Below are 23237 nucleotides of genomic sequence, written 5' to 3'. Positions count from 1 at the left end.
AAACAAAACGATACGGTATGGTTTTGTTATAAGCGAGCGAGTTCCTGCTTTCATTGGTCCCCGGCCGGGCTCGCGCCGCTTCGATCGCCGCAAGCGGCGGTACTGCCCGTTTGCGACGTTCCGCGGCCGACCCGTATGCCTCCAAAGGGTCGGCCGCGCTTTCCTTCACGATCCGGCCGGTCCGCCGGCAGAGACAGCCTCAAGGATGGAGACTGCAAACGTGCGTACGCCCTGTTGGAGACAGTTGCTCGCCGCCGTCCTGGTGGCGATCATCCTTCCTGCCCCGGTCTATGCCATCACGGCGGCGGGCGGCGAGCCCGCCTCGCTCCGCAATGAGGCCGGGGATGGCGCGGCGTCCGACCAGCAGGCGGTCGACCGCGAGCTCGAGCTCTTCCGCGGCTCGGCAGTCTCGCTCAGCCAGGCCATGGCGATTGCCGAAGCCCTGCATGCCGGCGCGACGACCGCCGATGTCAGCTTCGACGGCGCCTCCGAGTCGCCGGTTTACCGGATAAAGACGCTTCAAAACGACCGCATCTGGCAACACGCGATCGACGCCACGACTGGCAAGACTGTCGGCGGCGAAGCCGCCCTGCCCCTGAGGGCGCTCGATGCCGAGGACCGCAGCAACCTCGTTGCACTCAGGACGATCCGGCACCGCTTGGCGGACGCCGTTCGCGTGGCCGAGCAAGCGGCGTCGGGCAAGGCAATCAGCGGCGGCCTGATCCGCGAACGCGGCCGGCTAAATTTCGCGATCGTCGTCATGAGTGGCAGCGACCTGAAGCAGGTGATTCTCGAGCCTCCTGGCGCCGCAAGGCGGCGATGACGGGGCTCGTCTGGACACCGTCGCAGCCCGGATAAGGCTGAAACCCGTTGACGGCGGCCCCAAGCTGCCGCATAAGTCCGCGCCATGACGACTTCGACCAAAGCGACCGCGAAAACCAAAGCACCCTCGGGGGGCTCGGGAGCCGTGCGCGCGTAGTCGAACGATCGCATTATCTGAACCGAAGCCCCGCCTGAAAAGGACCGGGGCTTTTTTATTGCCCGCAGCATTGATGCTCAAACAGAGGACAGACCCGTGAGCTACGAACCCGTTGTTGCCATCGCCGGCGTGACCGGCGCTGTTGGTGCCGAATTTATCGCCACCATGGACAAGCGCGCTTTTCCCGTCGGCAAGCTCAAGGCGCTGGCCAGCGCCCGCTCGGCCGGCAAGACCATCGATTTCCGCGGCGAGAAGATCGTCATCGAGGAGCTCACTGAAAATTCGTTCGAGGGCGTCGACATCGCGCTGTTCTCGGCCGGCAGCGGCATCTCGCGCAAGTTCGCGCCCGCGGCCGTCAAGGCCGGCGCGGTCGTGGTCGACAATTCCTCCGCGTTCCGGATGGACCCGAACGTGCCGCTGGTGATCCCCGAGATCAACGCCAATTGCATCCGCGATCACAAGGGCATCATCGCCAACCCGAACTGCTCGGCGATCACGGCGCTGGTGCCGCTGTGGCCGATCCACCGCCAGAACCGCATCAAGCGCATGATCGTATCGACCTATCAGGCGGCGAGCGGTGCCGGTGCCGCGGCGATGGAAGAGCTGGTGGAATCGACCCGCGCCTATCTCGAGGGACAGCCGTTCACGCCCAAGGTGATTCCGCTTCCCTACGCCTTCAACGTGTTCAGCCACAACACGGCGATCGATCCCGAGACGGGCTACAACGACGAAGAGACCAAGGTGATCAAGGAGACCCGCAAGATCTTCGAGGATGACCAGATCGCCATCGGCGTCACTTGCGTGCGCGTGCCGGTGCTGCGCGCCCATTGCGAGGCGATCACCTTCGAATGCGAAAGGCCGATCACCGAGGACGAGGTCCGCGCCATCCTGTCGAACGCGCCGGGCGTCAAGATCGTCGACGACCGCGCGAAGAACTACTTCCCGATGCCGATCGATGCGTCGGGCCAGGACGACGTTCTCGTCGGCCGTATCCGCAAGGACCTTAGTGATCCCTCAGGCCGTTCGATCTCGATATTCGTGTCGGCCGATCAGCTCCTCAAGGGCGCGGCGCTGAATGCGGTCCAGATAGCGGAATTGCTACCGCAGCGAGTGATGGCGTGAAGGTGACGGACTTGGTGGGCAAAGCGAAGCGTGCCCACCATTGTGACCGACGGTGCGGAACGATGGTGGGCACGGCGCGGTGCGCCTTTGCCCACCCTACCGCACGTACGCGCCCGTCACGCGCCAGATGACGTTGCCGACATCGTCGGCCACCAGCAACGAGCGGTCGGGACCGAGCGTGACCCCGACCGGTCGTCCGTAGGAGACCTTCTCATCTGGAGCGAGAAACCCCGTCAGAATATCCCGCGGCGGGCCCGACGGGCGTCCGTTCTCGAACGGCACGAAGACGACGGCGTAGCCGCTCAGCGTGCTGCGATTCCAGGAGCCGTGCTGGCCGATCACCATGCCATCAGGAAAACCCGGAAGTGTGCCTGATGGCATCCAGCAAAGGCCGAGCGAGGCGGTGTGGCCGCCTAGCGCATAGTCCGGTTGGATCGCCTTTGCGACCATAGCCGGATCCTGCGGCACCCGGTCGTCGACCGTCTGCCCCCAGTAGCAATAGGGCCAGCCGTAGAAGCCGCCATCGCGCACTGCCGTCAGATAGTCCGGCGGTGTCTCATCGCCCAAGCCGTCGCGCTCGTTGACGACCGTCCAGAGCACGCTTGTGCTGGGCTCCCATGCGAGGCCGACGGCGTTGCGCAGGCCGCTGGCAAAGATGCGGCTCGTGCCATCAGCAAGATCGAGCTCATAGATCGCGGCACGACCCTCCTCGACCTCCATGCCGCCCTCGGCGATGTTGCTGAGCGAGCCCACGCCGGCATAGAGCTTCTTTCCGTCCGCGCTCGGCAGCAGGCTGCGCGTCCAGTGCCCGCCCGGCTTGAACGCCACGAGCTTGCGTCCCTCGGCAGTGATGCGGTCCGCGCCCGCTACATAGGGAAAGGCGACGACGCCGTCGGTATTGCCGACATAGAAGGTGTCGCCGACCAGCGCCATGCCGAACGGCTGACTCAATCCCTCCATGAAAATCCCGCGGCCTTCGGCAACGCCGTCACCGTCGCGATCACGCAGTAGCGTGATACGGTCGGCGCTGACGCCGAGCGCCGCGGCACGCCGCATCGTCGCCTGCATTGCATAGTGGAATACGCTCCTCGGCGGTCCCGCAATCTGGGTCGCCTCGGAGATGAGGACGTCGCCATTGGGGAGCACGTTGATCCAGCGCGGGTGGTCTAGATCTTTCGCAAACGCATTGACCTTGAGCCCGGGTGCGGCGGTCGGCTTCTGCCCGTCACTCCAGCCCTGGGCCGTCGGCATCTTGAGCGTCGGGATGGCGCCTTGCGGCTTCGCCTCCGGAATCTTCGGCGTGTTACCCCACGCCGGTGCCGGCGCGGATCCCTGCAGACGGCGCCACAACAGCGCGACGGCGCCGACCAGCGCGACGATGCGCGCGAAAATGCCCGACAGGTTCATGAAGTTCTCCACTTGACGGCGCGCACACTATCCGACGCCATGAAGCGTTGGAACCTCATCGTCGGCGCGCGAACTCGCTGGCACCTATGCGTTTTCGAGCGAAGGCGGCAGTGAGCACCAGACAGCGCGCGATGCCGATGCGTGGTGGCGGGAGACGGTAGTATTACGATCTTGGCGACATCGGCCGAATCGCAGAAACACAATCTTGGCGCTTTATTGTCAGAGCGCTTCCTCCCTGAACCTTTGCCCGCCCAATTGGCGGGCCTCTTTTTCGAGCGAGGACGCCCTGCTTTGCCTCAATCCCGCGCGCGAAACAGCAGGCAGGCATCGCCGTAGGAATAGAACCGGTAACCGCCGGCGATCGCGTGTGCATAGGCGCGCTTCATCGTCTCCAGCCCCGAGAAGGCCGACACCAGCATGAACAGCGTCGAGCGCGGCAGGTGGAAATTGGTCATGAGAATATCGACCGCGCGAAAGCGATAGCCCGGCGTGATGAAGATCGAAGTCTCGCCGTCGAACGGCTGAATCGTGCCGTCTTCGGTCGTAGCGCTCTCCAATAGCCGCAGCGACGTGGTGCCGACCGCAACGATGCGGCCACCATTGGCGCGCGCGGCGTTCAAGGCGTCCGCAGTACCGGCCGATATCGCTCCCCACTCGGCATGCATCTTGTGCTCGGAGGTCTCCCCCACCTTGACCGGCAGGAACGTCCCTGCCCCGACATGCAAGGTCAGCCGGTGCAGTTCGACACCGCGGCCGCGCAGCGCTGCTTCCAGGTCAGGCGTGAAATGCAGTCCTGCCGTCGGCGCCGCCACGGCACCCTCGTTCGCCGCGAACATGGTCTGATAGTCGGCGGCGTCGCGCTCGTCTGGCGTGCGCTTGGAGGCGATATAGGGCGGCAGCGGCGGCGTGCCGAGATCGGCGATGGCCTGATCCAGCGCCGGTCCATGAAACGAAAACGACAGCGTAATCTCGCCCTCTTCGCCCTTGGCCTCGACCTCGGCGTCGAGATGGCCGAGCAGGCAGACCTTGCCCTCATTGCCGAAGCGAACGACGTCGCCGGGCGCGAGCTTCTTGGCGGGCTTGACCAGCGCGCGCCAGCGCGACCCGTCCAGCCGCTTGATCAACGTCGCCTCGATCTTCGGCTCGGTCTCGCGGCCGATGCGACGCCCCTTGAGTTGGGCGGAGATCACCTTGGTGTCGTTGACGACGAGCTGATCGCCCGGCTCCAGCCACTGCGGAAGCTCGGCAATGGAGCGGTCGCGCAGCACGCCGTCGGGCTGCACCACCAGCAGCCGCGCGGAATCGCGCGGGCTTGCGGGTCTGAGCGCGATGCTCGTGGCAGGCAGTTCGAAGTCGAAGAGATCGGTGCGCATGGCGCCGGTACGCCTCACTTGGCGTCATTCCGGGGCACGCGAAGCGTGAACCCGGAATCTCGAGATTCCGGATTGCCGCGCGTTGCGCGGCCTCCGGAATGACGGGTTGAATTTACGCCGCGTCCAGCGCCATCCGCGCCTTGACGATCTTGTCCGGGTTCTGCACCGGCTCGCCACGCTTGATCTTGTCGACATTCTCCATGCCCGAGGTGACCTTGCCCCAGACCGTGTACTGGCCGTTGAGGAAGGAAGCATCGTCGAAGCAGATGAAGAACTGGCTGTCGCCGGAATCCGGGCTCGCGGCGCGGGCCATCGAGGTGGTGCCGCGCACATGCGGTTCCTTGTTGAACTCGGCCTTCAGCTTCTTGCCGGAGCCGCCGGTGCCGGTGCCGTGCGGGCAGCCGGTCTGCGCCATGAAACCCTCAATCACGCGATGGAACACGATGCCGTCGTAAAATCCGTCGCGGACCAGTTCCTTGATGCGGGCGACATGGCCTGGCGCCAGGTCGGGGCGCATCTCGATGGTGACGGGGCCCTGGGTGGTTTCAAGGATCAAAGTATTTTCTGTATCAGCCATGCTCTTTTCTCTTCAGGTTTGGGTGGACGTTTGCGCGTTCTGAAAGTGACAGCGAAAGGCCGGCCGGCAACCGCACCGCCCAGTCCCTCGGTAAATGGCAACGGCGCACAGCGTTGCAATGTCTCCATTACGGCAATTCGGTACGCGATCCTGTCGTTATCGCCGGCGTTTGCGGATTCATAGGTAATCCTCGGTTGACCGAGAATGGCGCCCTCACGGTTGAAACTGACGACGACTGTGATGTCCATCGGGTTGGCGCGCGAGGCGGGCGGCGGCTGCCAGCAGGAATACAGTTTAGCGAAGACATCCTTGATGGTGTCGAGTTGCTGCGGTTGCGCCGATGCGTGCGCCGCCGACGCAAGCCACACGAGAGTGGCGGCAAACCAGACGTATGGCTTGCGGCGCGCCGAAATCATGGCCTCACTTGATGTCGGATGCGACCTGCACCTTCACCATCTTGTCGGGATCGACGACCGGTTCGCCGCGCTTGATCTTGTCGACCACGTCCATGCCCGACACCACTTCGCCGATCACGGTGTATTTCCCGTTCAGCGACGCGCCTTCGGCGAACATGATGAAGAACTGCGAATTGGCCGAGTTGGGATCGCTCGTTCGAGCCATGCCGACGATGCCGCGCTTGTACGGCACGTTGGAGAATTCGGCCGGCAGGTTCGGATGTTTCGAACCGCCGGTGCCATTGAAATTCTTGCCGTCGCCGGTCTGCGCCATGAATCCCTCGATCACGCGATGGAACGGCACGTTGTTGTAGTAGCCCTCGCGCGCCAAGAGCTTGATGCGCTCGGCATGCTGGGGCGCGAGGTCGTTCCGCAGCTTGATCACGATGCGGCCCTTGGTGGTGTCGATCACGATCGCATTCGCCTTGTCGAGATTGGCGGGCAACGGCTGCGCAATGGCGGGGACCGCACAGACGAGCGCGGCGACGAGTGCGAGAATGCGGATCATGAAAACTCCGGATCAAGAGGTCGGGTAGAAAAGCGCCGACGGGGCGGCTAGCTGGCGAATTTGGCCTTGAGCTGGGCTGCGACCGATGACGGCACGAAAGCTGAGAAATCCCCACCCATCTGAGCGATTTGGCGCACCAGTGTGGCGGTGATCGGGCGGACCGCCGGCGAGGCCGGAACGAATACCGTGTGCACTTCGGGCGCCATGGCCTCGTTCATGCCGGCGAGCTGCATCTCGTAGTCAAGGTCGGTGCCGTCACGCAGGCCGCGAATCATGATGGTCGCGCCCGCCTTCTGGGCCGCCGTGACAGTCAGGTTGTCATAAGTCCCGCACTCAAAGGCACAGCCTGCCTTCTGGGCGATGGGTCCGCATACTTCCTGCAGCATGGCCAAGCGTTCTTCGGTCGAGAACAGCGGCTTTTTGCTGGAATTGACCGCCACGGCGACGATCAGGCGGTCGCACAGGGTGACGGCGTGCCTGACCACGTCCAGATGGCCGTTGGTGACGGGGTCGAATGAACCGGGATAAAGCGCGATACGGGACATAGTCCCTCCTACCCCGCCCCGGGCGGTCCGGCAAGCCGGGCCCGGTTCCTCCCTGGTGCGGCTTTTTATTTCGGATCGGCCAATGAAGCAGTCTTGGGCCCGGGCGTCTCCCTGGGCGGGACGGTATGTTTCATCCGCCAATGGACGACGAAACAAAACTCGGCCGCGACGAAACCATTTTCGGGGCCGGTGAAGACGGCCGGAAACTTGCGCTGGCTACAAGTCCACCCAACGAGACGACGGGCCGCGAAGGCCCATGACAGGGGACCGTCATGATCAAAGCTTTTTCCGCAGTCGCTGCTGCCGCGCTCATTGCTGCCGCGCTGACTGTATTGCCCGGCTTTGCCCCCCAGGTCGAAGCCAGCGTACCGCAGGTGCTTGCCAAGGGTGACCGCCTGGATATCCGCACCGTCGGCAAGGATTGCTCGCAGCAGGCCTGGCCAAATTTCGAGGCTTCCTGCCTTCGCGCCGCCGGCTCCAAGTCGATGGTCCGGGAAGCCCGCCTGGTTACCGCGGACCGCACCCCGTAACGGCGTAGATTTCGTTCCGATCAACCTCCAGGGAACCGCAGTAATGGCGAGCAGGGATGCCCCCCTGCTCGCCATTTGCGTTCTAACGCTGCTCCAAGGTCGACACCGTGAGCTGCCGTTCGGCATCAAGGATGACCCTTGTCCTGAACTTCTGACTTTCCCGATCGAGTCTCTGCTGGATCCATTCAATGTCCCGCCACGGTGGAATGGAGAGACGAAAGTTCTTGATCTGCAGAGGAACCAGTTTGAGCGCATCGAGGCATCCGCTCGCCGGATCCAGATCGGCGAAATACATCAGCGCGAGGTCGTCACGGTAACGCTCGTCACCAGGAATCCCTTCATAGTCGTTCAGAAAATCGCCGCAGCCATAGAGAATGAGACGATCCCGATAGATTTCGATCGCTCTCGGATGATGCGAAGAATGCCCGTGAACGATCGATACGCCTGCCTTGTCGATGAGGGCCCGGGCCAAAATCGCCTGCTGATCCGGAATGTGATATCCCCAATTGGATCCCCAATGGATCGAAACGACGACGAGATCGCCCGGCCTCCTCTGCGCCATTACCTGGTCAGCGACCTCCAACGCGCTCGCCCCGCACAGGTCAGGCAGCAGGTTGATGCCTGGAGCGTCTGACGTCGCAGCCCACTCGAGCGGGACGCCGCTCGATGTCGATCCGAATGAAAAGATCAGGAGCCGCGCTTTGGCAAGGTTAAGCACTGTAGGTGCGCGCGCTTCGCGATCGTTGCGTCCTGCTCCCGTCGCTTTGACGTTGAGTTTCTGCAGGGTCGTCAGCGTCTCAAGCAGGCCGGCGCGGCCCCAGTCGAGCATATGGTTGTTGGCCAATACACAGCAGTCGATCTTGGCGGCCGCGAGACATTCTGCATTCTCGGGGCTCATGCGGTAGTTGATGCCTTTGCTCGCACGGTCGTTGCTGCGGGTGACAGCCGTTTCGAGATTGATGATCCGCGCGTCAGGCTGCATGCGCTCCAATTGGTCCAATGCAGCACCCCAAACGTAGGACGGCCCGCTACTCCGTGGAATGGGTCCGTTTGCCTGCTCGGCGAGCTGCACGTAGCTCTCCGCCGATCGCACGTAATGTTCGTAAATCTCGGGGCTGCAGGGATGCGCCAACACCTGGTCGATGCCGCGGCCGCACATGACATCGCCGCATAGAAAGAGCCGCACCGACTTCCTGTGCGCAGCCGGCAAATGTCTTTCCTCGGGCATGAAATGCTGCTCCAGCGTCCGCGTCAGGCGTGAGGTCCAGCGAATGCCGCCATCACCTCGGCCAGCATCCGCTCCTCCTCTCCCGAATAACGCGGAGAAAAGTGAAACGGCTCGACGCGGCGCACATTGGCCTCCCGCGCAATTTCCCCGGCAGCCGTGGTTGTAAGGTGGCCCCGGTCCCTCGCCAATCCGGCGTCCGCTCCGGCAAATGCGGCCTCAATGAACAGGATGTCGGCGTTCCGAACGAGCGCCACGATGGCGGCACGATTAGCCGGCGTATCGGCGACATCGGTAACATAGGCAATTTTCTGACCGGCAGCGACCGTCAAGAGATCACGCAAGCTGCCAAGTGGTACAACACGATCATCCGATGTCGCCGGTCCGTCGATATGGACCAAATGATCGTCCGCGCGACGCTCGACAACGGCTTTCTTGAGGGAGCGCAACCACGGACCAACGGGAAGTCCGCGCTCCGACAATCGGTTCTTCCAGATGTTCACATGCGCTGCTTCCTGCAGGGCAAAGGCAAGGCAGGGCGTGCCGTGTTCAAGGATCGCGGCCGATACGCGATGGGTCGGTTCGTCGCAGAGCACGCCGGCAAGGCTTTTGTGCGAGACTGATGGCTCCGCGGCAAACGCCTTCTTGAGGCGGAACCGCGTGGTGGACATGGAACTCGGCGTTTCAAATTCGCTCACAACGAAAACAAGATCGCAAGGATAGGCTTCGATCAGATTCCATCGATAGGCCTGAAGCTTGTGAAAGACGCGCTCCGCGAAGCCGGGTGGACCGTAGAGCTGCACCGTTTTCTCGCGCCCGACCAGCAAACGGAGCAGATGGTCGAAGCCAACGAAATGGTCGATATGCGCATGCGAGACGAAGATTTGGTCGACACGTCGTATCTTTCGCGCTGACAGCGAAGCGATTTCTCCGACATCGAACAGCAGGCTGTGCTTTTCGAACAGCGTCTCCACATAAATCGTCGGGTCGCCGTAGCGACCGTTGACGAGGCTCGGATGGAAGATCGGTCGCATCGCAAGCTACTCTGCCGCAGCGGGTTTTCTACAGATCTCGGGCGCCACTCTGACTTAACTGCGCAACGCCCGTTTTGTTTGCGGGCCTGATTTTGGTCAATGTGCGATGAACTTCCCGGATCTAGTCAGCGTTATTGGATTTTGCATCTGGGAGAGCTCGCCAAGCCCGAGCCGATGTCTCCTGCAGCCTTGATGGAGAGAGCCATGAAGCTCGTTTCAAACGCCTTTGCTGACAAAGCGGCCATCCCTCGACGCTTCACCTGCGATGGAGAAAACCTGTCGCCGCCTTTGCAATGGTCCGGCGCGCCAGCCGGAACGCAAAGCTTCGTCCTGCTGTGCGACGATCCCGATGCGCCCGCAGGCACATGGCATCATTGGGCGGTTTACGATCTTCCGCCAGTGCTAACGGAGCTTGCGGACGGCGCCGCGCAGAACATGAAAATGAAGCAGGCGGTCAACGATTTTCGGAAAGTGGGCTATGGCGGCCCGTGCCCACCTCAGGGCCATGGACCTCATCATTATCATTTCCGGTTGCTCGCCCTCTCGACGGACCACCTTCCGGCAAAAGCCGGTGCGTCCTGCCGTGATATTGAGCGAGAGGCGCGCCAGCACGCGATCGCAGAAGCTATCCTCGTCGGCTCGTATGAGAGATAGGCCGGCAGAATTGGCGTTCTGACCATCGTTCCCGTTTTCCAAATTATTTCGCCTGCCTCAGGCGCGCGGTCTCGTCTTGCCGGAAGATCGCGTCGCGCGGCCGCCTGCCACGCCCGGATTGCCGACGCGCTTCAGTACCGACGTTACGACATATCGGCCGGCGGGATGGATGCTTTCCGATATTTCGAACAGCCGGCCGTGCGAGTCCAGATATCGGCGGATGACTTCGAGCGCGGGCGATCCGGCTTCTGCACCCAGCGCCCTGGCAAACTCGTTCGGAACGACGGTCGCCGCAACCGTTTGATGTACTTCGGAAGCGATCACGCCGTAACTGTCGGCAATCATGTCGCAGACCAGGCGGCGATCTTTCCTGATGTCGCTGACGGCATCCGCATAGCTCTCTTGGAAATAGCAATCGACCCAGGCCAATGGCGGGCTCTTCGGCTTTGTCGATGCACGGACATAGGCGATCCGCAGCCAGCGCGAACCCGGCTGACAGCCAAAGCGCCGCGCCGCCTTGCGATCCATCACGACGGTGTCGATGCTTCTGATGTCGCGATCAGTCGCCGCGGCGAGCGCTACGAGATCGCTCAATGAGCCGAGCGTCTGCTGAAAACTCTCTTGCGGACGTTCGCGCGTCTCAACCCGCGTGCCGGAGCCCTTCCGGCGCGAAACCGCCCCAAGCTCGGTGAGCCGGCGCATCGCCGCACGCACGGTCTGCCGGCTCACGTCGTAGCGCGCGGCAAGCTCCAGTTCGGTCGGTATCAGGCCGCCGACGGGGTACTGGCCCCGCTGGATCGCCTCCAGCAAATCGCGGGCGATAACCTCGTAGATTGGCATATCGAAACGGTTCTCGCGGTCCGGGCGCCATAACACGGCTTCGGTGGAACCGCGTCCAGCGTTTGACAAATTTGTACATCTCAATCATATGGCCGTACATATTAACCGGGAGTAAAGCAAGCCCGTGGCCAGCATCATCTTCGACAGCTCCCTCTATCGCGACGTGTTCTCGACGCCGGCCATGCGGGCGGTGTTTTCCGACGATGCCCAGCTGCGGGCCTATGTGCAGGCGGAAGTGGCGCTTGCCACCGCCCAGGGCGAAGCCGGCGTGATCCCACGCGAGGCAGCCGAGGCGATCGCGCGCCTGGCCCCGATGATCGCGCTCGACAGCGAGCAGTTGAAACGCGACACCGAGAATGTCGGCTATCCCATCGTCGGCCTGGTACGCCAGCTCTCGCAGCACCTGGGCGAAGCCGGCCGCTACGTGCATTGGGGGGCGACCACCCAGGACATCATGGACACGGCGACCGTGCTGCAACTGCGCGAAGCGGTTGCGCTGATCGAAACCCAGCTCGCTGAGGTCATGGCCACGCTCGCGGGTCTCGCCCGCCTCCACCACGATACGCCGATGGCGGGACGAACCCATCTTCAGCAGGCCCTGCCGATTACGTTCGGGCACAAGGCAGCGATCTGGCTCTCGGCGCTGCAGCGCTCGGCCGCTCGGCTCGAACAAGCCAAGCCGCGCGCCCTTCAGGCGCAGCTCGGCGGCGCGGCGGGAACGCTGGCTTCGCTCGGCGCGCGCGGACTGGATGTGCGCGCCGCCTACGCTCGCGCCCTCGGTCTCACTGAGCCTGACATCACCTGGCACGTCGCCCGCGACGGATTGGTCGAACTGGCGCAGACGCTGGCGGTAATCTGCGGCGCACTCGGCAAGATCGGCTACGACATCATGATCCTGATGGCGACCGAGATCGGCGAGGTGTTCGAACCTTTCGCCTCGCATCGCGGGGCGTCCTCGACCATGCCGCAGAAGCGCAATCCGATCTCGTCGGAAATTCTGCTGGCGAACGCGAAAATGTCCCGCGACGCCGCCTCGCTGATGTTAGATGCCATGGTGCAGGATCTCGAGCGCGCCACCGGGCCTTGGCACTGCGAATGGCTGGCATTGCCCCAGGTCTGTCTTCTTACGGCCGGGTCGCTGGCACAGGCGCAATTCATGCTTTCGGGCCTGACCGTCGATCAGGCTGCGATGAAGCGAAACCTCGATTCCACGCGCGGCCTGATCGTCGCCGAAGCTGTCATGATGGGGCTGGCGCCCGCGCTTGGCCGTCAGCTTGCGCATGACGAGGTCTACGCCGCCTGCCGCGATGCGTTCGATCGCGGTGACGCACTCCTCGATGCGTTGCTGAGGCGGCCGGCGATCGCATCCGCCTTGCCGCACAATCGGCTCGCCGCTTTGTGCGAACCGTCCAACTATCTCGGAACGGCCGGAGAGATGGTCGACCGCGTGCTCGCCCGTCAAATCAAACGATAAGCAAAGCGACATCTGGGAGGACCGGACATGATGGTGACCCGCACTCTTGACCGCCGCGCCGTCACTTTCGGCCTGGCAGGCGCGCTCTGCATGCCGTCGATCCTGCGTGCCCAGACGAGTTACCAGGACCGGCCGATCAACGTCATCGCGCCGTCCGCCGCCGGAGGGCCGACCGACGCGATCGCGCGCATCTATGCGGAATTCCTCTCGCGGGATCTCTGACAAACGCTGGTGGTCGAAAACGTCGCCGGGGCCGGCGGAACGATCGGTTCGACCAGGGCCGCGCGTGCGACAGCTGACGGCTATACGATTCAGATCGGCCAGGCCGGCACGCACGTGTCCAGCGTCGGGCTCTTTCGCAACCTGCGCCTCCGTAGGCAATCGAACGACGTCGCCAGGCCATCTTGGCGGGCGGCGGCAGCGCCACCATCGCCGCGGTGGTCAGGACTGCCGAGTCGCTTACTCTCGGCGCATCATCGCTTCCTGCTTAGCCAACGGCTTGTCCTCGTCTAACTTCACCCGGGTGCTGCGCGATCTTGGAACGGGCGGCAGTTGATGAACGCTCCCACGAAACGGCCGCGGAAGCGCCGGTACTTCTCGCAATCCAATCCCGACTGTCTCGGCATTCCTGAAAAACGGCCTCGATTCGATTGGACGAACAGGAGCGGGGCTACCCGCTCCGCTGATGACGGAGTCATCGTCACGGGTCCGCGTGACAATGCTCGCGTGGAACTATGCGGCGCGGGTTTTGTTTTTTCCCAATCGGGCGACCTTTGCCTTTTTAGTGGATTTCGTCGCAACCAATCTCGTGTCGGTGGGCGCTGCGGCGGCAGCGTTGCTGCCTGAACTTTCAACTGATGTCGTGAGAATTTCGCGTTGAGCATTGAGCCAATAGATGTCCGCCTGGCCCTCGGGTTGACCATCGGCGATCCAGAGGTGGTAGGCACGTTCGCGAATGGCCTCTTCCAGATTTGGCATGGGATTTTCCCTTCATGATGCGCCCAGCCCCGGCAGGTAAAGTCTCGCTCCCTAGGGTTAATGAAACCTTAACCGCTTGTGTCGATTGGATTGCCTGGTCGGATTGCGATCAGGGACGAGCCTGCCGCCGCCCGCCGGCGCGATCGGGTCGTCGAACTTACGGCCCCAGCCTGATGAACACTCTGGCATCTCCTCGCTCCGAGGTATCCAACCCGAGGCGACTGGGCGGCGCAGGGCTGCGCCAAAGCCGCAGCTATGTGACCAGCATGGCCTCGCTCGGGAGCAGCGCGGATCCGCGCCGGTCGTGGTCGGCACGTGGGTTTTGTCTTACACTTGGCGCTCGAAAAATTTCCTCGGGTACGGCCGCGAGTTTCTGCCAGCGCGAGGATTTATCGTAAGAAATGCCCACATCGGAAAGCCCCGTGTCCGTCGAGGCGTTTTTTGGCCGCCCGGCAGCGGTCTGTTCGCAGCCGATGCAACCCGGGCAGCGGCGTTTGGTGCTTGATACACCAAACACTCGACTAATCCGTGAAAACGACCACGCATATTCACCGCCGTTCCGCTTCCAGGCACATCCACAGCGTTCCCGAGGAGCGTTGTGCCAGGCAATTCTTGCTTGCGCGCCCCGACGAGATACATGCCCTTGGCTGCTGTACAGGGGGCTGGATTGAGCCAACGCGGTTTTCTCGCCGGAGCGCGCACACAAGAGAGCTCCTCTGTCCGTGATGTTATGAAAACTGAACCGTTCGGAAACCCGGCAATCTGGATGTACCAATTTTGGTAGTACTGCTAGCTGTCAGAACCGATCCGGCTCATGTTCGTGGCTAGGGAGCAATCCCGATCCCGATTCCGATCCCGATAATCGCCAGCGATATGACGATCACCAGCACGTCAATCGTCAGCCATGTGGGTATGCGCTTTGCAGGTTGGGTCATAGCGTGCGCCCTCCGCAGCCACGTTATGTACCGGAAGAGCGCAAGTGGCTGTGAACGAGTTCACATGTTTGAACAATCGCTGCCGCCGTCGCTAGGCTCCCGTGTCAATAGCGCTCACGCTGATCGCCGGGATACCACGGTTCGCCGCTAATGCACCATTCTGTGGGATGATCTTCGGTGAACTGTCACTCCAATCAGCACCGCTAACAGCCGCCGGCATTGGGCTTCGCGGCCAGCCGAAACGCGAGCAGCGGACGCGGAAAAACCAGCCGTGAGTTCTGTTTTGAACCAAGCAGACCACGGATGCCCTTTCCCTTTGCAGGCTTAAGCCGATACGATGGCTTATCCGGAAGGCTTGGGGCAGGCAATGAAAGCAGGCGGCGGACCAACCAGATCGAGAAGCCACGCGACGACCACGGCAAAGCGCCGCCCTGCGCCAAAAGCAGCACGCGCCTCCAGCCCCGCAAAAACGAAAGTCGAAAGCCCCGCAAAAACGAAAGTCGAAAGTCCCGCCAACACCGAAGTCGAACAGCTTGCCCTCGAACTTCAGGACGCCCGGGAGCGGCAAGCAGCGACAGCCGAAGTCTTGAGCCTCATCTCGGACTCGCCGACCGGTATTCAGCCGGTGTTCGACAGGATCATCAAGAACGCAGCGCGGCTTTGCCAGAGTGTGTTGAGCGCCGTCTATCGCCGGGATGGAGATCATGTACATCTCGTCGCGTACGATCAGTTCTCCCCGGAATCGGTGGCCGCGGTGCGCAAGGCCTACCCTGCCCCGCTAAGCAGCAACAACCTGATCTCGGTCGCAATCCGCGAGCGCCGCCTCGTGCACGAGCCGGATGTGCTCGTCTCCGGCGGATACAGCGAACTGCAGAGAACATCAGGCTATCGCAGCATCCTCGTCGTGCCGATGCTGCGTGACGAGGTCGCGATCGGCGCCATCGCGGTGATGCGGCTTGAGCCGCAACTGTTTCCCAAGGCGCAGGTCGAGCTCCTGAAAACCTTCGCCGGTCAGGCCGTCATCGCGATCGAGAACACGCGGCTGTTCGCGGAAGTACAGGAACGCACAAGGCAGTTGTCGCAATCGCTCGAGGATCTCCGCGCCGCGCAGGACAGTCTCGTACAGACCGAGAAGCTGGCCGCGCTGGGAAGGCTGGTGGCGGGTGTAGCTCACGAGATCAACACCCCCGTCGGTACCAGCCTGACCGTCGCCTCGGCACTCCTGAACAAGACCGATCGATTTGAAGCCGATGTCGCGAGCGGCGGCGTGCGCCGGTCGGCCCTAGCTGAATTCATTGCGGCAAGCCGGGAGGCGGCATCGCAAATCATGATCAACCTCAATCACGCGATCGATTTGATACAGTCGTTCAAGCAGGTTGCTTCGGATCGCAACGTTTCGGACCGGAGAGCCTTTGATCTCGGCCAGGTGACCGAGCAGGTCATCAAAGGACTGCGGTTCGGGCTGCGCAGAAATCTTGTGGTCAGCGTCGAATGCGAGCCCGACCTCGCCATGAACAGCTATCCCGGACCTTACGGCCAGGTGCTCACCAACCTGGTTCTCAATTCCGCGGTGCACGCCTTTCCGGACGGCGCACGAGGATCCGTCCATATTGCGGCCCAGGCGTTGGGCAAGCACAACGTTGAAGTGCTGTTTTCGGACGATGGCTGCGGAATGAGCCCGGAGGTCAAGCGCCAGGTGTTCGATCCATTTTTCACAACCCGGCGCGACCAGGGCAGCACTGGCCTGGGATTGCACATCGTCCACAACATCGTGACCAATCGGCTGGGTGGCCGGATCAATCTGGAAACCAGGCCTGGCGCGGGAACGAAAATCCGGATCGTCGTGCCGCGCGAAGCGCCGTTTGCCACGGAATGATGCGACTCTTGGGCAAGCGGAGGCGACCGATGGAATGCACGATCCGGCCGGCGCGTGAAGACGACGCCGACGAAATAAGCGCGGTCATTTTGCGTACATTGCGCGAAACCAATGCGAAGGATTATGCAAGAGAGATCATCGAGAGGATCGAGCACAGCTTTAGTCCGAGCGCCGTTCTGCAGCTAATCGCCAGGCGCACCGTCTTTGTTGCCGCGATTGGTAGTCGTGTCGTTGGAACAGCAAGCCTCGATGGAAGCGTAGTCCGTACGGTCTTCGTGTCCCCTGACGTTCAGGCCCGGGGTATAGGCAAGCTGCTGATGGCCGAGATTGAGCGCACGGCACGCGAGAGAGATATCCCTAGGTTGGCTGTCCCTTCTTCACTCAGCGCCGAAACATTCTACGTGCAACTTGGGTTCAAGACCGTGCGCGATAGCTACTATGGTGAAGAGCGCACGATTATCATGGAGCGATCATTGGACAACCGTCCGTAGGTCTGGTTAGGGGTCATAGGACATGGTTCATATCCAGGGAGGGCAGCGGATTCTGGCTCACACGAGAACCATCGTGATGTCGCTCTGTGGTTTGTCTCGCAAGAGCGAGATTGAACGAAATTTACTCGAGATAGCCGGAACAAACTCGTATCGGTTGCGTTCGCAAAAAAATGCCCAAAAGGTGCACTGTAAAGGGAGTACAACCCATGCGCCCAACCACCTCCGTATTGGCTCTAAGCCTAATCGCCGCTGGTCTAACCCTAGTACCTGTTGAATCCGATGCACGTCCCCGTGGTCGAGCGGGCGGATTTCATGCCGGCGGATTTCACGGCGGGGTCCACCCCGGAGTGAGGCCCGGCTGGCACGGCGGTGGCACCCGATGGGCCGGTGGTCGTTACTACCGTGGAGGCTATTACGGCAGAGGTTGGGGATATCCCGCAGCCGCGGGCGTGGCGGCTGGCGCCGCACTCGGGGCCGCAGCCGCTTACGGGTCCTGCTATCAAACTCAGTCTGTTTGGAACGGCTATACCTACGTTCAGCAGTCGGTCAGAGTTTGCTAGCAACAAAACGGAATAGGAACAGCGCCGTTTGCCTGTGGATTAAAGTGAAGCAGCGCGCTCATCGGTTCGAAGTATCCAAGCGTGGCACACTCCAAAAGTTTTCATAGAGTGTCGCGTCTGGCGCAGTGATCTGACCAGTAGAGCTATTATCGTTATAGTTGCTCACGCCTTAAGTTGCACGCTCGCTCATGGCAGTGCGCTGCAGCATAATGGCGTATCAACTTTGGCACGAACTACGTAGACGACTTCCCTTTACGTAGACGACTTTCCCTTAGTCGCTTTCGCTCAGAACAAGGAGTCCAAGCAGCGAGAAGTGTCCCGATAACTTAAGGAGGAAGTCGATGAGAACCAGAAGCTCAGCCCTGACGTCCGTTCTACTCATCTCTTTGTGCGCGTTTGCGCCCGCGTTGGCGCAAGAAACGCTCGATACCCATATCGGCAAGCTCACCTTCGAGAGCGGCTATCCGTCAAAGGAGACGGTGCAGAAACTCTATGACGAGATGGACTTCCAGCGAGCGACCCAAGCGTACATCTGGGGAATCCCGGCAGTCGGTCTCGCCGAATGGCGGCTGGCTCATCGCGACGTCTTCAAGGCAAAGAATGGTGAGTTGCTGTCGTACCTTGATTTCAAGGAGAAGCTCGGCATCCTCACGCCGAATTATACGACGCCGTACATCCTGACGCTGGTTGATCTCGAGGAGAGCGGGCCCATTGTGTTCGAACTCCCCGCAGGGCTGATGGCCGGCATGGTCCTCGACCCGTGGCAGCGCGTTCTTGCGGACACAGGCGTGGTCGGACCAGACCAAGGCAAGGGGGGAAAGTATCTGATCCTGCCGCCCGGCCACGAGATGGTAAACCCAGATGGCTACTATGTCGTACAGTCTCCAGGGCGAACGGTGCTTTTCGGCGTCCGGCTACTTGGCGAAGACAAGGAGAAGGCGATCCGCGAACTGATTCCGGGACTCAAAACTTATAAGTGGTCACCGAACGGGATTGGCGAAGTGATGCCCGTCCGCCATGCTGGCGATATGAAGTGGAGCCAGATGCCGCCGCGCGGCATGGCTTACTGGGAAAGCCTCAACAAGGTCATCCAGAGCGAACCCGTAATGGAGAGGGACCGCCTGATCCTGGCGCAGCTCCGGTTCCTGGGAATCGAGAAAGGCAAGCCATTCAACCCGGATGCGCGCCAGAAGAAGATTCTCGAAGAGGCGGTGGTCGTTGGCGAAGCGATGGCCAAGGCCAACACCTCAGACAAGCGTGTGGAACCTCCCTTCTGGCCGGGCACCAACTGGAAGCACGCGCTCGTGGTGTCCGTGGACCAACGCATGCCCGGCTATGATCAGCTCGACGAGCGCGCCGCTTGGTTCTACGAGGCTGTCGTCGTCTCGAAGGCTATGCTGACCCAGACGCCCGGCGTTGGACAACGCTATATCGCGGCCTACAAGGACCGCGATAGCAACTGGCTCAGTGGCGGCAACACATACAAACTGCACATTCCGGCGAATCCTCCAGCCAAGGGGTTCTGGTCCGTCACTGCCTATGACGAAGATACGCGACAGATGGTCGTCACCGAACAAGGACGTCCGGACCTTTCCTCCCGCAAGGAGGATCTTGTGAAGAACCAGGATGGCTCTGTGGACGTCTATTTCGGGCCCAAGGCCCCACAGGGCAAAGAGGCGAACTGGGTGCAGACCGAACCAGACAAGGGATGGTTCACCTACTTCCGCTTCTACGGCCCGACCGAAGCGTTCTTCGACAAGTCGTGGGCATTACCTGACTTCGAAAAAATCGGATCGGCAGCAACGGTGGGATCAGGCAAGCAAGCGAAGTGACGTATGACACGGCGCGTATTTCCCCGATTTCGATCCAAGCGAGGCGCTTGATGCGCCTCGCTTCTCCAAGGAGCATTTAGGAAGCGAGAGAGAGTTCTACACAGTGAGGGAAACATGAGAACCGGAAGCTCAATCCTGACGTCTGCCCTGTTGATCTCATCTCTCTGTAGTGTCGTGCCGGCATTGTCGCAACAGGATCAGACAGCGTCACCCCTGCTCAAACAGATCAACAACGGAAATTGGCTGCCGCAAAAGGAAGCGGAGGCGCTTCGAGATGAGTTGTTTTACCAGCAGGCGGTTCGTGTCTACATGACCATGCAGCCTGCGCTGAACGTCATCGGAATGCGCGATGGTTCGGAGGCCGCATTCGGAAAGGGCTACAACGTCCTGCCGATCTGGAAGGACCGCATGGACTCGCGTGCCTGGGTACCAACGCCCAATGCCGATGTCATCTATTCCATGAGCTATCTCGACCTCAAGGAGACCGGACCGCTCGTCATTGCCGCGCCGTCCAACGTCATCGGCATGTTCACTGACTTTTTCCAGCGCACAATCACCGATGTCGGGCTCATCGGGCCGGACCGCGCGCGAGGCGGGCTTTATCTCTTGCTACCCCCGGATTTTGACGGCGAGGTACCGCAAGGGTATTTCGCGTTCAAATCCAAAACCTACAACGTCTTTCTGTTCTTTCGCACGGTCATGGCGAAAGGCGAGAACGGACCGGATCCGAAGCCGGCTGCCACACTTGCAGAACAAACACGCGTCTATCCGTTGTGGTCCGCGGAAAAGGACGTCAAGCCAATGCAGTTTCCCAATGCAAGCGGCAAGCGCGTGAACATGATGTATCCGGTCGACAACACCTATTGGACCAAGCTCAAGACGTTCGTCGACTACGAACCGGTCTCGGCCATCGATCCTGAATTGCGCGGCGTGCTGGCTTCGATCGGCATCATCAAGGGGCAGCCGTTCAATCCGACCAGGCAGCAACAGGAGCTGCTGCAAAAGGCGGTCGAGACAGCGCCCAAGATGATTCTAGCCATACGACAACTCGGCCGACCGGACGGACGTCAGCTCTATTACAACGACAGAAAATACGAAAACACTTGGGCCGGCGGGACGTCCGAATGGTTGCAGGACGGCTATCTCGACGTCAACCAGCGGGCAAGCTATTTCCAGTTCGCCTATTCGTCGGCTTCTGCAATGGTCATGAGGACGCTGGGCGCTGGGTCCAAGTATCCGTTCACGGCCCGCGATGCGAAGGGCGAGTTCCTCAACGGTTCGAACACCTACAAGATGCGCCTGCCGCCGCATCCGCCGGCCGCGCTGTTCTGGGCGGTAACAGCCTACAACGTCACCGACGGGACCATGCCGGAAACCCCGCAACTTCTGCCGTCGATTAACGGGTTCAACAAGGTCGCTACAAATAGCGACGGGTCGATCGATATCTGGTTCGGCCCCACCAAGCCCGCCGGCGCCCCTGACTCCAACTGGATCCAGACCGTCAGCGGCCGAAATTTTCTGGCGGCATTGCGCCTCTATGGCACCGGCGTCGAATTCTTCGACCAGACCTGGAAACCGGACGACGTCGTGAAAGTGAATTGAGGCGGCCAACCGATCGGTCTCGGATTGTCGATCCCATCACCATATCAACGTGAACGCGAAAGGCTCGTGCAATGACGATCAAACGAATTCGCACATGTATCCTTTCCTTTTCCGCCCTGGTCGGTGCAATCGCTATTGCGACGACTGGAATGGCTTATGGCCAATCCAACCGCTTCGACGCTCTCGCCGACCTGCCGTTCGAACAGAACCGTCCGACGCCTGAGACGGCCAAGACGCTGATGCAGGAGCTTGAATTCCAACAGGCCACGCAGGCGTATCTATGGGCGATGCCGCTCATCAACACGCTCGGCATGAAGTTCGGCTCTGAGAAGGTTTTTGGCGCGGGCTACAACGTCCTCCCGGTCTGGAAAGAGCGGTTGGACACCAAGACAATGGTAACTACGCCCAACTCGGACGTGATCTACGCCATGAGCTATGTGGACATGGGCGAGACCGGGCCGATCGTGTTCGAGGCGCCACCCAATCTGCAGGGCATTCTGCTCGATTTCTGGCAGCGGCCGATCCCGGTCGACGGCGGCAAGTTCTTTGGCGATGTCGGCTTGCCCGGTCCGGACGCCGGCAAGGGCGGCAAGTTCCTCATTCTGCCACCGGGCTACAAAGGCAATGTACCGAAGGGATACTATGTCTACCGCTCCGACACGAACAACCTCTTCATCTTCCTCCGCGCGTTCTACCAGGATCCGAAGGATCTTTCGCCCGCGGTCAAGCTGATGGAGCAGGCGAAGGTCTATCCGCTGAACCTTCCAGAGGCTGAGCGCAAGCCGATGAAGTTTCCGAATGCCTCAGGCGTGGAGGCAAACATGTTGCCGCGCTCCGATATTACAGCCTTCGAACAACTCAAATGGCTGCTGGATCGCGAGGGTAAGAATTTGGCGGGTGAAGATGGTTTGGGCCTTCTCGCCAATGTTGGCATCATCAAGGGCCGCCCGTTCGAACCCGATACCGACACGAAGGCGATCCTGAATGCCGCGGCGAAAACGGCTTACAAGACAAGCCGCGTGATCGGCAGGGAGACCGAAATCGGCGGCCGGGACCTCAAGGTCTGGAAGGACCGCAAGTGGGTTAATCCGATCAACAATGTCAGCGAGCCCGGCTCCGAGAAGACATTGGATCTATCCTGGCGCAACAAGAAGGCAGGCTTTACCGAAATCGAGCCTCGTGTCTGGATGTTCACCGATTATTATTCGATCAGCCCCGGGATGGTGTCGTTATCGCCCGGCAAAGGTGCATTCTATGTGATCGCCTTTAACGACGCCGACGACAAGCCGTTGTCGGGAGATTCCTCGTATAAAGTGACGTTGCCGCCAAACGTTCCAGTCGCGCTGTTCTGGTCTCTCACTCTTTACGAGTCCGAAAACGCGTCAGGGCTCGCGACCGAAGTGCGTCGTTTCCCTTCCTTGGGATCACGCGACAAGCCGGTGCAGAACGCCGACGGCACGACGGAGCTCTACATCGGTCCGAAGCCTCCTACCGGCAAGGAAGCCAACTGGCTTGCAACGTCACCGGGACGAGGATTCTTCGCTATCTTGCGTCTTTACGGGCCTGAAAAGGCAGCCGTCGACTACAGATGGAAGCCCGGCGACCTTGAGAAGATGAACTGAAACTGAGAGGCGTCCATGAGGCTCAATTCGTCCGCGGCGCTTGCTCCATGTGGCGCCGTCGCGGGGTGCGGGTCTCGCATGAGACTGGATGTCGGCTTTGGGTCCAAGCAGACCTCGCGGATCGACTAGCCAATGTCAGCTTTGGGCCAACGCAGCCCTGAACACCTATCGACAACCGCCCGACGACAAAGCGAGAAGACGCTGCAGTAACGCGCATCGCTGCGTATACGACCCGCGTGGCGCTATACATTCCTCATGTCCCGCGATTTTCGTCTTGATCGCACTCCCGTCGACGCTCTCAACTATGAGATCGCCTAGGAGCAGGCCGTTGCGCTCGGACGGATAGGGCTAGCGTTGGAAGCAGCCCTTGCCAGGCTGCGGGAGTCCGATGCCACCCATCCGCGCTCTGGCGCGCCGGCGTCAGCACAGCAGGCGCGGCGCATCATGGTGAAGGAGGCCGGCCACGCGCTTTGGATGTTCGTGGTGCAGCGAGAGGCGTGTGGCTTGCGCGACAGCCGTACTGCCATGCGCGACTATAACGCGCCGGACGAGGTGCGGCAGTGCATGGGGGCTGTCCCCGCCACATCGATGCTGTCAGCAACATGACTTACTGAGTTT

21 protein-coding genes and 3 pseudogenes are annotated in these 23237 nt (G+C 61.3%); 14 read left to right on the top strand and 10 right to left on the bottom strand.

The genetic code is table 11. The features are described from left to right. The first annotated feature begins 205 nt into the window (after window positions 1-205). A complete protein-coding gene (locus tag GWE18_RS35125) occupies window positions 206-823 on the top strand; it encodes a PepSY domain-containing protein (RefSeq protein ID WP_275190245.1) in 618 nt (205 codons plus the stop codon). Window positions 824-1075: 252 nt separating this feature from the next. Continuing rightward, a complete protein-coding gene (locus tag GWE18_RS35120) occupies window positions 1076-2101 on the top strand; it encodes an aspartate-semialdehyde dehydrogenase (RefSeq protein ID WP_275190244.1) in 1026 nt (341 codons plus the stop codon). A 96-nt stretch (window positions 2102-2197) separates the two neighbouring features. Here the strand turns inward: GWE18_RS35120 and GWE18_RS35115 are convergent, their stop codons facing one another. The 6 genes from GWE18_RS35115 to coaD all read right to left on the bottom strand — a co-directional run bounded on the left by GWE18_RS35115 (window position 2198) and on the right by coaD (window position 6966). Continuing rightward, a complete protein-coding gene (locus tag GWE18_RS35115; protein WP_275190243.1) occupies window positions 2198-3508 on the bottom strand; it encodes a sorbosone dehydrogenase family protein in 1311 nt (436 codons plus the stop codon). 296 nt (window positions 3509-3804) lie between these two features. After that, window positions 3805-4881, bottom strand: coding sequence for a tRNA preQ1(34) S-adenosylmethionine ribosyltransferase-isomerase QueA (gene queA / locus GWE18_RS35110; protein WP_275190263.1), 1077 nt, complete (start codon window positions 4879-4881; stop codon window positions 3805-3807). Window positions 4882-4993: 112 nt separating this feature from the next. Further along, window positions 4994-5458, bottom strand: a complete 465-nt coding sequence (locus tag GWE18_RS35105) for a peptidylprolyl isomerase (protein WP_275190242.1) — start codon at window positions 5456-5458, stop codon at window positions 4994-4996. After that, on the bottom strand, window positions 5434-5871 hold the full coding sequence (locus GWE18_RS35100; protein ID WP_275190262.1) for a hypothetical protein: 438 nt from the start codon (window positions 5869-5871) through the stop codon (window positions 5434-5436). The genes GWE18_RS35105 and GWE18_RS35100 overlap by 25 nt, the downstream gene beginning before the upstream one ends. Window positions 5872-5878: 7 nt before the next feature. After that, window positions 5879-6421 (bottom strand): peptidylprolyl isomerase, encoded by a 543-nt coding sequence (locus GWE18_RS35095; RefSeq protein ID WP_275190241.1) that lies wholly within the window; start codon window positions 6419-6421, stop codon window positions 5879-5881. Between the two features lie 47 nt (window positions 6422-6468). Beyond that, a complete protein-coding gene (gene coaD, locus GWE18_RS35090) occupies window positions 6469-6966 on the bottom strand; it encodes a pantetheine-phosphate adenylyltransferase (protein WP_275190240.1) in 498 nt (165 codons plus the stop codon). Window positions 6967-7238: 272 nt separating this feature from the next. On the opposite strand from coaD, the gene GWE18_RS35085 reads away from it, so the two are divergent. Continuing rightward, window positions 7239-7496 carry a hypothetical protein gene (locus GWE18_RS35085; RefSeq protein WP_275190239.1) on the top strand — a complete coding sequence of 86 codons (258 nt, stop codon included), beginning with the start codon at window positions 7239-7241 and terminating at the stop codon, window positions 7494-7496. 82 nt (window positions 7497-7578) lie between these two features. On the opposite strand, the gene GWE18_RS35080 is transcribed toward GWE18_RS35085, so the two are convergent. Continuing rightward, entirely contained in the window at window positions 7579-8724 is a 1146-nt protein-coding gene (locus GWE18_RS35080) for a CapA family protein (RefSeq protein ID WP_275190238.1), read from the bottom strand. A 23-nt stretch (window positions 8725-8747) separates the two neighbouring features. Then, complete coding sequence (locus GWE18_RS35075) at window positions 8748-9755, bottom strand: MBL fold metallo-hydrolase (RefSeq protein ID WP_275190237.1); 1008 nt, start codon at window positions 9753-9755, stop codon at window positions 8748-8750. Window positions 9756-9959: 204 nt separating this feature from the next. Here GWE18_RS35075 and GWE18_RS35070 point away from each other — a divergent pair, with 204 nt between their 5' ends. Continuing rightward, window positions 9960-10409, top strand: coding sequence for a YbhB/YbcL family Raf kinase inhibitor-like protein (locus GWE18_RS35070; protein ID WP_275190236.1), 450 nt, complete (start codon window positions 9960-9962; stop codon window positions 10407-10409). Between the two features lie 57 nt (window positions 10410-10466). Here the strand turns inward: GWE18_RS35070 and GWE18_RS35065 are convergent, their stop codons facing one another. Then, the gene (locus GWE18_RS35065; protein ID WP_275190235.1) at window positions 10467-11249 is read right to left on the bottom strand and encodes a GntR family transcriptional regulator; all 783 of its coding nucleotides are present in this window, start codon (window positions 11247-11249) and stop codon (window positions 10467-10469) included. 124 nt (window positions 11250-11373) lie between these two features. On the opposite strand from GWE18_RS35065, the gene pcaB reads away from it, so the two are divergent. From pcaB to GWE18_RS35050, 3 genes are read left to right on the top strand one after another with little or no spacing between them, the layout of a single operon-like run. Continuing rightward, entirely contained in the window at window positions 11374-12723 is a 1350-nt protein-coding gene (pcaB, locus tag GWE18_RS35060; RefSeq protein ID WP_275190234.1) for a 3-carboxy-cis,cis-muconate cycloisomerase, read from the top strand. A 27-nt stretch (window positions 12724-12750) separates the two neighbouring features. Then, window positions 12751-12945: a hypothetical protein gene (locus tag GWE18_RS35055; RefSeq protein ID WP_275190233.1), complete on the top strand. Its 195-nt coding sequence runs from the start codon at window positions 12751-12753 to the stop codon at window positions 12943-12945. Window positions 12946-12954: 9 nt separating this feature from the next. Further along, window positions 12955-13236: a tripartite tricarboxylate transporter substrate-binding protein gene (locus GWE18_RS35050; protein ID WP_275190232.1), complete on the top strand. Its 282-nt coding sequence runs from the start codon at window positions 12955-12957 to the stop codon at window positions 13234-13236. 219 nt (window positions 13237-13455) lie between these two features. Here GWE18_RS35050 and GWE18_RS35045 read toward each other — a convergent pair whose 3' ends face one another. Continuing rightward, a complete protein-coding gene (locus GWE18_RS35045; RefSeq protein ID WP_275190231.1) occupies window positions 13456-13701 on the bottom strand; it encodes a DUF2934 domain-containing protein in 246 nt (81 codons plus the stop codon). Between the two features lie 1272 nt (window positions 13702-14973). Between GWE18_RS35045 and GWE18_RS35040 the strand changes: the two are divergent. The 7 genes and pseudogenes from GWE18_RS35040 to GWE18_RS35010 all read left to right on the top strand — a co-directional run. Then, window positions 14974-15660, top strand: a pseudogene (locus GWE18_RS35040) (GAF domain-containing protein); the annotation flags it as partial. A 60-nt stretch (window positions 15661-15720) separates the two neighbouring features. Continuing rightward, window positions 15721-16512: pseudogene (locus tag GWE18_RS35035) on the top strand (ATP-binding protein); the annotation flags it as partial. A gap of 29 nt (window positions 16513-16541) precedes the next feature. Continuing rightward, window positions 16542-17003, top strand: a complete 462-nt coding sequence (locus GWE18_RS35030) for a GNAT family N-acetyltransferase (protein ID WP_275190230.1) — start codon at window positions 16542-16544, stop codon at window positions 17001-17003. 901 nt (window positions 17004-17904) lie between these two features. Continuing rightward, complete coding sequence (locus tag GWE18_RS35025; RefSeq protein ID WP_275190229.1) at window positions 17905-19395, top strand: DUF1254 domain-containing protein; 1491 nt, start codon at window positions 17905-17907, stop codon at window positions 19393-19395. A gap of 114 nt (window positions 19396-19509) precedes the next feature. Then, window positions 19510-20997 carry a DUF1254 domain-containing protein gene (locus GWE18_RS35020; protein ID WP_275190228.1) on the top strand — a complete coding sequence of 496 codons (1488 nt, stop codon included), beginning with the start codon at window positions 19510-19512 and terminating at the stop codon, window positions 20995-20997. Between the two features lie 149 nt (window positions 20998-21146). After that, a complete protein-coding gene (locus GWE18_RS35015) occupies window positions 21147-22619 on the top strand; it encodes a DUF1254 domain-containing protein (protein ID WP_275190227.1) in 1473 nt (490 codons plus the stop codon). A gap of 255 nt (window positions 22620-22874) precedes the next feature. Then, window positions 22875-23225, top strand: a pseudogene (locus tag GWE18_RS35010) (DUF6665 family protein). Window positions 23226-23237 lie beyond the last annotated feature (12 nt).

Origin of the sequence: Bradyrhizobium sp. CSA112 (assembly GCF_029051645.1) — a bacterium.
Classification (GTDB): Bacteria; Pseudomonadota; Alphaproteobacteria; order Rhizobiales; family Xanthobacteraceae; genus Bradyrhizobium.
This window is presented reverse-complemented; position numbering and strand designations above follow the sequence as displayed.

Coding starts and splice junctions, on each gene's coding strand:
- GWE18_RS35125 (WP_275190245.1), top strand. CDS start 206: ATGGAGACTGCAAACGTGCGTACGCCCTGTTGGAGACAGTTGCTCGCC.
- GWE18_RS35115 (WP_275190243.1), bottom strand. CDS start 3,508: ATGAACCTGTCGGGCATTTTCGCGCGCATCGTCGCGCTGGTCGGCGCC.
- queA (WP_275190263.1), bottom strand. CDS start 4,881: ATGCGCACCGATCTCTTCGACTTCGAACTGCCTGCCACGAGCATCGCG.
- GWE18_RS35105 (WP_275190242.1), bottom strand. CDS start 5,458: ATGGCTGATACAGAAAATACTTTGATCCTTGAAACCACCCAGGGCCCC.
- GWE18_RS35095 (WP_275190241.1), bottom strand. CDS start 6,421: ATGATCCGCATTCTCGCACTCGTCGCCGCGCTCGTCTGTGCGGTCCCC.
- coaD (WP_275190240.1), bottom strand. CDS start 6,966: ATGTCCCGTATCGCGCTTTATCCCGGTTCATTCGACCCCGTCACCAAC.
- GWE18_RS35085 (WP_275190239.1), top strand. CDS start 7,239: ATGATCAAAGCTTTTTCCGCAGTCGCTGCTGCCGCGCTCATTGCTGCC.
- GWE18_RS35080 (WP_275190238.1), bottom strand. CDS start 8,724: ATGCCCGAGGAAAGACATTTGCCGGCTGCGCACAGGAAGTCGGTGCGG.
- GWE18_RS35075 (WP_275190237.1), bottom strand. CDS start 9,755: ATGCGACCGATCTTCCATCCGAGCCTCGTCAACGGTCGCTACGGCGAC.
- GWE18_RS35070 (WP_275190236.1), top strand. CDS start 9,960: ATGAAGCTCGTTTCAAACGCCTTTGCTGACAAAGCGGCCATCCCTCGA.
- GWE18_RS35065 (WP_275190235.1), bottom strand. CDS start 11,249: ATGCCAATCTACGAGGTTATCGCCCGCGATTTGCTGGAGGCGATCCAG.
- GWE18_RS35055 (WP_275190233.1), top strand. CDS start 12,751: ATGATGGTGACCCGCACTCTTGACCGCCGCGCCGTCACTTTCGGCCTG.
- GWE18_RS35045 (WP_275190231.1), bottom strand. CDS start 13,701: ATGCCAAATCTGGAAGAGGCCATTCGCGAACGTGCCTACCACCTCTGG.
- GWE18_RS35030 (WP_275190230.1), top strand. CDS start 16,542: ATGGAATGCACGATCCGGCCGGCGCGTGAAGACGACGCCGACGAAATA.
- GWE18_RS35025 (WP_275190229.1), top strand. CDS start 17,905: ATGAGAACCAGAAGCTCAGCCCTGACGTCCGTTCTACTCATCTCTTTG.
- GWE18_RS35020 (WP_275190228.1), top strand. CDS start 19,510: ATGAGAACCGGAAGCTCAATCCTGACGTCTGCCCTGTTGATCTCATCT.
- GWE18_RS35015 (WP_275190227.1), top strand. CDS start 21,147: ATGGCTTATGGCCAATCCAACCGCTTCGACGCTCTCGCCGACCTGCCG.